We start from the raw sequence: 7,990 nt of genomic DNA, 5'->3' as shown, positions 1-7,990 counted from the left end.
TCCCAACTCATGTCATCATGCTCTAAGCAATTGCATATCGCGGCAGGAAGGCTTAACCGGCCCCCACCGACCGGATAGAGTCTGACAAGACGGGGCTGCAATATGGCTGGCAAGCAACCAGGCGCGCGACCGCGCGCACCGCACCTTCAGGTGTATAAATGGGGGCCGCACATGGCCACCTCGATCCTCCACCGCGTCAGCGGCGACGGGCTGGCGATCGTCGGCGCCTGCATGTTCCTCTGGTGGCTCGGGGCGCTCGCGGCGGGACCCGATGCCTATGCGGCCTTCATCGCCTGCGTCTGGCACGATCCCGATGGCGGCACCGTGCACCAGATCACCAACATCCTCGGCAAGGTCGTGCTGATCGGCCTGACCTGGGCCTTTTTCCAGCACCTCTTCTCGGGCCTGCGTCACCTGCTGCTCGACACGGGTGCGGGCTACGAGCTTCGGACGAACCGGCTCTGGTCGACGATCGTGATCGTCGCCGCGCCGCTCGCGACCGCCGCGACCTGGCTCTATCTCTGCAAGGAGGCGCTCAATGGGTAACGGAACGCCTCTCGGCCGCGTGCGCGGGCTCGGCGCCGCGCATCACGGCACCGGTCACTGGCTGCAGCAGCGCCTGACCGCGCTCGGCAACGTCCTGCTCGTCGGCTTCCTCTTCGTCTCGCTGCTGCGCCTGCCGCTCGGCGAGCATGGCGCGGTGCTGCGCTGGGCCGCCAATCCCACGGTCGCGCTGGCGCTCGCGCTGATGGTGGTCAGCGTCTTCTGGCACCTGCGGCTCGGCCTTCAGGTGCTGATCGAGGACTATGTGCATGGGGAGGCGACGCGGCTGCTCGCGCTCGTCGTCCTGAATTTCTATGCGATCGGCGGCGCCGCCTACGGCCTGTTCGCCATCGCCCGTATCGTTTTTGCCGGCGGAGCCGCCATGGGGGGGGCTGGGGCATGACCGACGCCTACAAGATCATCGACCACACTTACGACACCGTCGTCGTCGGCGCCGGCGGATCGGGCCTGCGAGCCACCATGGGCAGCGCGGAGGCCGGCCTCAGGACCGCGTGCATCACCAAGGTGTTCCCGACCCGCAGCCACACCGTCGCGGCGCAGGGCGGCATCGCCGCCAGCCTCGGCAACAACACGCCCGACCACTGGCAGTGGCACATGTACGACACCGTCAAGGGGTCGGACTGGCTGGGCGACCAGGACGCGATCGAATATATGGTGCGCGAGGCGCCGGCCGCGGTCTACGAACTCGAACATGCGGGCGTGCCGTTCAGCCGCAACGCCGACGGCACCATCTATCAGCGCCCGTTCGGCGGCCACATGCAGAATATGGGCGCCGGCCCGCCGGTGCAGCGCACCTGCGCCGCGGCCGACCGCACCGGCCACGCGATGCTCCACGCGCTTTATCAGCAGTCGCTGAAATATGACGCGGACTTCTTCGTCGAATATTTCGCGCTCGACCTGATCATGGAGGACGGCGCGTGCCGCGGCGTGATCGCGCTGTGCCTGGAGGACGGCAGCATCCACCGCTTCCGGTCGCAGGCGGTCGTGCTCGCGACCGGCGGCTATGGCCGCTGTTATTTCACCGCCACTTCGGCGCACACCTGCACCGGCGATGGCGGCGGCATGGTGCTGCGTGCCGGTATCGCGCTCCAGGACATGGAGTTCGTGCAGTTCCACCCGACCGGCATCTACGGCGCGGGCGTGCTGATCACCGAGGGCGCGCGCGGCGAGGGCGGCTATCTGACCAATAGCGAGGGCGAGCGCTTCATGGAGCGCTATGCCCCCTCGGCGAAGGACCTCGCGTCGCGCGACGTCGTGTCGCGGTCGATGGCGCTCGAAATCCGCGAGGGCCGCGGCGTCGGTCCGCACAACGACCATATCTATCTGCACCTCGATCACATCGATCCGAAGGTGCTGCACGAACGCCTGCCGGGCATCACCGAAAGCGGCAAGATCTTCGCGGGCGTCGACCTGACCCGCCAGCCGCTCCCCGTGGTGCCGACCGTCCATTACAATATGGGCGGCATTCCGACCAACTATCATGGCGAGGTGGTGACGCTGCGCGACGGCGATCCCGACGCGGTCGTCCCCGGCCTGTTCGCGGTCGGCGAAGCGGCGTGCGTGTCGGTCCACGGCGCCAACCGCCTCGGCTCGAACAGCCTGATCGACCTCGTCGTCTTCGGCCGCGCGACCGGCCATCGCCTCAGGGAACTGCTGAAGCCCGGTGCGGCGCAGGCGCCGCTGCCGCAGGACAGCGCCGATCTGGCGCTTGGCCGGCTCGACCATTTCCGCAATGCCAGCGGCGGCTCGCCGACGGCGCAGGTCCGGGTCGAGATGCAGCGCGCCATGTCGCAGCACGCGGCGGTGTTCCGCACCGACGAACTGATGGCCGAAGGCAAGGAGAAGCTGGCGCAGACCTATGCGCGGATGCAGGACATCCATGTCAGCGACCGCAGCCTGATCTGGAACACCGACCTCGTCGAAACGCTCGAGCTCGACAATCTGATCGCGCAGGCGACGGTGACGATGCATTCGGCGTTCAACCGCAAGGAAAGCCGCGGCGCCCACGCGCACGAGGATTTCCCGAACCGCGACGACGCGAACTGGATGAAGCACACGATCAGCTGGTTCGACGGCTGGGGCGGCAAGGGCGGCCAGGTGACGCTCGATTATCGCCCGGTCCACGAATATACGCTGTCCGACGACGTCGCCTATATCGAGCCGAAGGCGCGGGTGTATTGAGGAGGCGCGGGGAGGGCGGTTGGCGGATTGCAGGCAATCGCGCCACTCCCTGCGCTCAACCCTTCAGTTGCCTCGTTGCATCGCGCCGTTCGTGTAGTACGCGGATCACATCGACCTGCTCGTCGTCGATCAGGTAGAATATGAAATGATGTCCGCTCCGCGCCCGTCTCAGGCCCGGAAGCACGTCCGCCTCTTTCGGGTGGCGTAGTCCGTCCATCGCGAGGCGTTCGATGGCGCGGCGGATATCGCCGATATAGTGGCGGGCCTGCTCGATGCCCCATTGTTCGATGGTGTAGTCGGCGGCATTGTCGATATCGGCCTCCGCCGCGGGGCGGACGGTGATGTTACGCATCGCTTTCGGGGCCGAACTTTCGTTCCATGAAGCTGTCCCAGTCGAACGGGCGGGGCGGGCCACTGTCGATGCCCTTCTGAATTTCGCGCCGTAACGCCTCGACGCGGTCATCATATGCGATATAGCGCCGCATCGCTTCGCGCACGACCTCGCTGGTTGTCGCAAACTGGCCCGATTCGACCTTGCGGCGGGCAAATTCGATGAAGGGTTCGCCAAGTGCGACCGATGTGTTCTTCGCTGCCATGACGGGCACGTTACCAAATTTTGGTAACCCCGTCCAGAATGGCGCTCTCTGGCCCTATCCGCCCAACAGGCCCCGGATCGGGTCGAGGTCGGAGAAGGGGCGGTCGACCTGCTGGCCCATCAGCCACAGCTTGTGGCAGGCGATGGCGAAGAACATCAGCGCGATGGTCCAGACGATGATCGTCTTGATCACCCGCCACCGCTTCTCCTCATAGGCGAGGCGGGCGCGTTCCTTGTGGTCGATGCCCAGGTCGCCCTCGAACTCGGCGACGAGCTGCGCGCGGCGGGTGCGCGAAATGTTCGCGATGCTCGCGGCATATGAGTCCCTCGTCGGACGGCGAGTTGCCATGCTTTTCTGCCCTGCGCACGATGGTCACGCTCCGGCAGGATAGGCGAGAGGCGCTGACAAAGGGTTAACGGACGGGGGCGACCGGCGACGGCCCGGCGGCTCAGCGCGCCGCAATGGCGACCAGCTTGATCCGCGCGCCCGCGCCGCGCACCAGGGTCAGGTCGCGGCGCGGCCGGTCCAGCGCGGCGGCGAGCAGGCGCAGCACCGCGTCGTTCGCGGCGCCGTCGGCGGGCGGGGCGGTGACGCGAAGCTGCACGACGCCGTCCGTCAGCTTCACCTCGTCGCGGCTGGCGCCGGGGGTGACGCGCACCTCCAGCCGCCCGGCGGGCGCGGCGAGCGCGTGCAGGGCGGCGGTCAGCGCGGGATCGGGCCGGTATTTCAGATCGTCACGACCAGCTTGCCGACCGCGCTGCGGTCGCCGAGCCTGGCGATCGCCTTGCCGCCGTCGGCCAGCGCGAAGGTTTCGGTGACGCGGGGCTTGATCTTGCCCTGCTCCCAAAGCTGGAACAGCCGCGCGATATTGGCGCGGTTGCGTTCGGGCTCGCGGGCGACGAACGCGCCCCAGAAGACGCCGGCGACGTCGCAGCTCTTGAGCAGCGTCAGGTTCAGCGGCAGGCGCGGAATGCCGGCGGGGAAGCCGACGACCAGATAGCGGCCCTCCCATGCGATCGAGCGCAGCGCGGGTTCGGCATAATCGCCCCCGACCGCGTCGTAGATGACGTTGGCGCCGTTCGGGCCGACGGCTTCCTTGAACGTGTTCGCCAGCGCCTTCGAGGCATCCTTGTCGAACGGCTGATAGCCATAGACGACCACCTCGTCGGCGCCCGCCTGCCGCGCGATGTCGGCCTTCGCCTCGCTCGATACGCCGGCGACGACCCGCGCGCCGAACGCCTTGCCGAGTTCGACCGCCGCGATGCCGACCCCGCCCGACGCGCCGAGAACGAGCAGCGTGTCGCCCTCCTTGATGTGGCCGCGGTCGACCAGCGCGTGGATGCTGGTGCCATAGGTCATCAGCAGCGCCGCGCCTTCGGTGAAGTCATGGCCTTCGGGCAGGTGATAGACATTGTGGACCCCGACCGCGACCGCTTCGGACATGCCGCCGTTGCCGCAACCGGCCAGAACGCGGTCGCCGACCTTGAATTCGGTCACGCCCTCGCCGACTTCGGCGACGATCCCCGCCACCTCGCCGCCGGGCGCGAAGGGGCGTTCGGGACGGAACTGATATTTATCCTCGATGATCAGAACGTCAGGGAAATTGACCGCGCAGGCCTTCACGTCGATGACGATCTGGCCCTTGCCGGCGGTGGGGCGCGGCAGATCGCCGAGCACGAGCGTTTCGGGACCGCCGGTGGCGGTCGACAAGAGAGCCTTCATCCTCATCATCTCCTCTGCTTTATCTTTATCGGGCGTCGATCGTCGCGGGACGCAGCCACGGACGATCTTCGTCCAGTCTTTGCTCATAGATATCGATCGCGGCGCCGCTCTTTTCGGTCAACGAGATTTCGTCGAGACCGTGGAGCAGGCACATCTTGCGGAACGGGTCGATGTCGAAGGAAAAGCGGTCCTGGAAGGGCGTCGTCACCGTCTGCGTGTCGAGGTCGACGTGCACCGGGTCGGTCGCGGCGACCTCCATCAGCCGATCGATCGCCGGCTGCGGCAGCACGACCGGAAGGATGCCGTTCTTGACCGCATTGCCCGAGAAGATGTCCGAATAGGAAGGCGCGATGACGACGCGGATGCCCAGATCGCCCAGCGCCCAGGCGGCATGCTCGCGGCTCGACCCGCATCCGAAATTGTCGCCGGCGATCAGGATCGGCGCGCCCTTGTATTCGGGGCGGTCGAACAGATTGTCGGGGTCGGCGCGCAGCGTCTCGAACGCGCCGCGCCCCATGCCCTCGCGGCTGGTGGTCTTCAGCCAGTGCGCCGGGATGATGACGTCGGTATCGACATTCTTGAGCCCCAGCGGAATCGCACGGCCCTCGACCTTGTCCAGCGGAGTCATGCATGACCTCCAGCGGCAACGCCGATTTGGTTCACGCGAAGACGCGAAGACGCGAAGGCCGTATGATTGTTGACGATACGGCGGATTCCTTCCTTGAAGGTTGCGCCGCCAAAATTCATCAGCAGCCCGACGGGCTGTTGCATCAAGCGTAGATAGGTCAACATTTGTTTCCCATGTGCCTTGGACAAGGCTTCGACAGATTTGATCTCGACGATCAACTGGTCTTCCACCAACAGATCGATACGAAAACCGTCGGCAAAATGCATTCCGTCAAACGTGAAACTGACGGGTTTCTGCCGCTCGACCTTCAAACCCGCCCGAGCGAGGCTGGCGGCGAGCACTTGTTCGTATACCGTTTCAAGCAGACCGGGTCCCAGATCGCAATGGATATGAAATCCGCAATCGATCGCCTGTGCCGCGATGGCTTCCACATCAGCCATGGGTGCGGCCTTTCTCCCTTCGCGTCTTTGCGTCTTCGCGTGAACCCGAATGGGACCGCCCTGTCATCGCATCAGCTCCCTGACATCGGTGAGCTTGCCCGTCACCGCCGCCGCCGCAGCCATCGCCGGGCTGACCAGATGCGTGCGCGCGCCCGGGCCCTGACGGCCGACGAAATTGCGGTTGCTGGTCGATGCGCAGCGCTCGCCGGCGGGCACCTTGTCGGGGTTCATCGCGAGGCAGGCCGAACAGCCCGGCTCGCGCCATTCGAGCCCCGCGTCGAGGAAGATGCGGTCGAGCCCCTCGGCCTCGGCCTGCGCTTTCACCAGCCCCGATCCGGGGACGACGATCGCCCATTTGACATTGTCGGCCTTCGTGCGGCCCTTGATGACCGCGGCGGCGGCGCGCATGTCCTCGATGCGGCTGTTGGTGCAACTGCCGATGAAGATATTCTCGATGGGTACGTCCTGCATGCGGGTGCCGGGTTCGAGCCCCATGTAGGCGAGGCTCTTGGCGGCGGCGGCCTGTTTCGACGGGTCGGCGAAGCTCGCCGGGTCGGGAACGATGCCGGTGATCGGCACGACGTCCTCGGGGCTGGTGCCCCAGGTGACGCTCGGCGCGATGTCCGCCGCGTCGATCACGACGATCTTGTCGTAGGTCGCGCCCGGATCGGTCGCGAGGCTCTTCCAATATTCGACCGCCGCATCCCAGCCGGCGCCCTTCGGTGCATAGGGGCGGCCCTTCAGATAGGCGAAGGTCGTCTCGTCGGGCGCGATCAGCCCGGCGCGCGCGCCGCCCTCGATCGCCATGTTGCTGATCGTCAGCCGGCCCTCGATCGACAGCGCGCGGATCGCGCTGCCGGTATATTCGATGACGTGGCCGGTGCCGCCCGCGGCGCCGATCGTGCCGGTGATGTGGAGGATGATATCCTTGGCGCTGACGCCGGGGCCGACGGCGCCCTCGACGCGCACTTCCATCGTCTTCGACGGCTGGAGGAGCAGCGTCTGGGTCGCGAGCACATGCTCGACCTCGCTCGTCCCGATGCCGAAGGCGAGCGCGCCGATGCCGCCGTGGCACGCGGTGTGGCTGTCGCCGCAGACGATCGTCGTGCCGGGCAGCGAGAAACCCTGCTCGGGCCCGACGACATGGACGATGCCCTGCTCGGGCGCGACCGCGTCGATATAGCGGATACCGAACTCGGGCGCGTTCTTCTCCAGCGCGGCGAGCTGCGCCGCGCTCTCGGGGTCGGCGATCGGCAGGCGGTGACCGGCCGCGTCCCTGCGGGCGGTCGTCGGCAGATTGTGGTCGGGAACCGCGAGCGTCAGGTCGGGCCGCCGCACCTTGCGCCCCGCGGCCCGAAGCCCGGCGAAGGCCTGCGGGCTGGTGACTTCATGGACGAGGTGGCGGTCGATGAAGATCAGGCAGGTGCCGTCGGGGCGCCGTTCGACGACATGCGCATCCCAGATTTTCTCATAAAGCGTGCGGGGCCGAGTCATGCGGATCACTTAAGCCGCCCGCGCAAGTTTGCAAGCGAACGGCGGTCGGAAAACGCAATTTCCGGTCGCGCTTATCGTCACCCCTGCCTGGGGGGAGGGGAGAGACCGGGCGATCTCGCAGCGACGATGCGCGCTGGAGTGTTTTCAGGTCAGGTGGAATCACCTGACGAGTCGGAAAACACGGCAAAACAAGAATCGGGAGCGTCATGACGTTGGATTGACCCGCTTCGTCATTGCGACCCCGGACCTGATCCGGGGGAAGCAATCCAGGGCGGTTTACGAGACTCTGGATTGCCGCGCGGCTTCGCCGCTCGCGGGTGACGAACCCAGCCGATGTCATTATGTTAAGGCGTGTGGGGGTTCAG

At 66.5% G+C, this 7,990-nt stretch carries 11 protein-coding genes; 3 read left to right on the top strand and 8 right to left on the bottom strand.

Annotated features, from left to right (window positions below):
* Positions 1-102 precede the first annotated feature (102 nt).
* From sdhC to sdhA, 3 genes are read left to right on the top strand one after another with little or no spacing between them, the layout of a single operon-like run.
* Entirely contained in the window at positions 103-546 is a 444-nt protein-coding gene (sdhC, locus tag SGR02S_RS18115) for a succinate dehydrogenase, cytochrome b556 subunit (RefSeq protein ID WP_067113349.1), read from the top strand.
* Complete coding sequence (gene sdhD / locus SGR02S_RS18110) at positions 539-946, top strand: succinate dehydrogenase, hydrophobic membrane anchor protein (RefSeq protein WP_067113346.1); 408 nt, start codon at positions 539-541, stop codon at positions 944-946. Before sdhC ends, sdhD begins: the two co-directional genes overlap by 8 nt.
* Complete coding sequence (gene sdhA / locus SGR02S_RS18105) at positions 943-2,745, top strand: succinate dehydrogenase flavoprotein subunit (protein ID WP_067113343.1); 1,803 nt, start codon at positions 943-945, stop codon at positions 2,743-2,745. The genes sdhD and sdhA overlap by 4 nt, the downstream gene beginning before the upstream one ends.
* Positions 2,746-2,800: 55 nt before the next feature.
* Here the strand turns inward: sdhA and SGR02S_RS18100 are convergent, their stop codons facing one another.
* From SGR02S_RS18100 to leuC, 8 genes are all read right to left on the bottom strand, one after another.
* Positions 2,801-3,097 (bottom strand): type II toxin-antitoxin system RelE/ParE family toxin, encoded by a 297-nt coding sequence (locus SGR02S_RS18100; protein ID WP_067113340.1) that lies wholly within the window; start codon positions 3,095-3,097, stop codon positions 2,801-2,803.
* Positions 3,090-3,341, bottom strand: coding sequence for a type II toxin-antitoxin system ParD family antitoxin (locus SGR02S_RS18095; protein WP_067113337.1), 252 nt, complete (start codon positions 3,339-3,341; stop codon positions 3,090-3,092). The genes SGR02S_RS18100 and SGR02S_RS18095 overlap by 8 nt, the downstream gene beginning before the upstream one ends.
* 54 nt (positions 3,342-3,395) lie before the next feature.
* Positions 3,396-3,689 carry a hypothetical protein gene (locus SGR02S_RS18090; RefSeq protein ID WP_067113334.1) on the bottom strand — a complete coding sequence of 98 codons (294 nt, stop codon included), beginning with the start codon at positions 3,687-3,689 and terminating at the stop codon, positions 3,396-3,398.
* Between the two features lie 100 nt (positions 3,690-3,789).
* Positions 3,790-3,999: a DUF167 domain-containing protein gene (locus SGR02S_RS18085; RefSeq protein WP_082797223.1), complete on the bottom strand. Its 210-nt coding sequence runs from the start codon at positions 3,997-3,999 to the stop codon at positions 3,790-3,792.
* 68 nt (positions 4,000-4,067) lie between these two features.
* Positions 4,068-5,063 (bottom strand): NADPH:quinone oxidoreductase family protein, encoded by a 996-nt coding sequence (locus tag SGR02S_RS18080; protein ID WP_067113351.1) that lies wholly within the window; start codon positions 5,061-5,063, stop codon positions 4,068-4,070.
* 25 nt (positions 5,064-5,088) lie between these two features.
* Positions 5,089-5,691: a 3-isopropylmalate dehydratase small subunit gene (leuD, locus tag SGR02S_RS18075; RefSeq protein WP_067113331.1), complete on the bottom strand. Its 603-nt coding sequence runs from the start codon at positions 5,689-5,691 to the stop codon at positions 5,089-5,091.
* Complete coding sequence (locus SGR02S_RS18070; protein WP_067113328.1) at positions 5,688-6,131, bottom strand: GxxExxY protein; 444 nt, start codon at positions 6,129-6,131, stop codon at positions 5,688-5,690. The genes leuD and SGR02S_RS18070 overlap by 4 nt, the downstream gene beginning before the upstream one ends.
* Positions 6,132-6,194: 63 nt before the next feature.
* Complete coding sequence (leuC, locus tag SGR02S_RS18065; protein WP_067113325.1) at positions 6,195-7,625, bottom strand: 3-isopropylmalate dehydratase large subunit; 1,431 nt, start codon at positions 7,623-7,625, stop codon at positions 6,195-6,197.
* Positions 7,626-7,990: the final 365 nt, after the last annotated feature.

It is taken from the genome of Sphingopyxis granuli NBRC 100800, assembly GCF_001591045.1.
GTDB lineage: Bacteria > Pseudomonadota > Alphaproteobacteria > Sphingomonadales > Sphingomonadaceae > Sphingopyxis > Sphingopyxis granuli.
Note: the sequence above shows the minus strand (reverse complement) of the source record. Positions and strands in the feature narration are given on the sequence as shown.

Coding starts and splice junctions, on each gene's coding strand:
- sdhC (WP_067113349.1), top strand. CDS start 103: ATGGCTGGCAAGCAACCAGGCGCGCGACCGCGCGCACCGCACCTTCAG.
- sdhD (WP_067113346.1), top strand. CDS start 539: ATGGGTAACGGAACGCCTCTCGGCCGCGTGCGCGGGCTCGGCGCCGCG.
- sdhA (WP_067113343.1), top strand. CDS start 943: ATGACCGACGCCTACAAGATCATCGACCACACTTACGACACCGTCGTC.
- SGR02S_RS18100 (WP_067113340.1), bottom strand. CDS start 3,097: ATGCGTAACATCACCGTCCGCCCCGCGGCGGAGGCCGATATCGACAAT.
- SGR02S_RS18095 (WP_067113337.1), bottom strand. CDS start 3,341: ATGGCAGCGAAGAACACATCGGTCGCACTTGGCGAACCCTTCATCGAA.
- SGR02S_RS18090 (WP_067113334.1), bottom strand. CDS start 3,689: ATGGCAACTCGCCGTCCGACGAGGGACTCATATGCCGCGAGCATCGCG.
- SGR02S_RS18080 (WP_067113351.1), bottom strand. CDS start 5,063: ATGAAGGCTCTCTTGTCGACCGCCACCGGCGGTCCCGAAACGCTCGTG.
- leuD (WP_067113331.1), bottom strand. CDS start 5,691: ATGACTCCGCTGGACAAGGTCGAGGGCCGTGCGATTCCGCTGGGGCTC.
- SGR02S_RS18070 (WP_067113328.1), bottom strand. CDS start 6,131: ATGGCTGATGTGGAAGCCATCGCGGCACAGGCGATCGATTGCGGATTT.
- leuC (WP_067113325.1), bottom strand. CDS start 7,625: ATGACTCGGCCCCGCACGCTTTATGAGAAAATCTGGGATGCGCATGTC.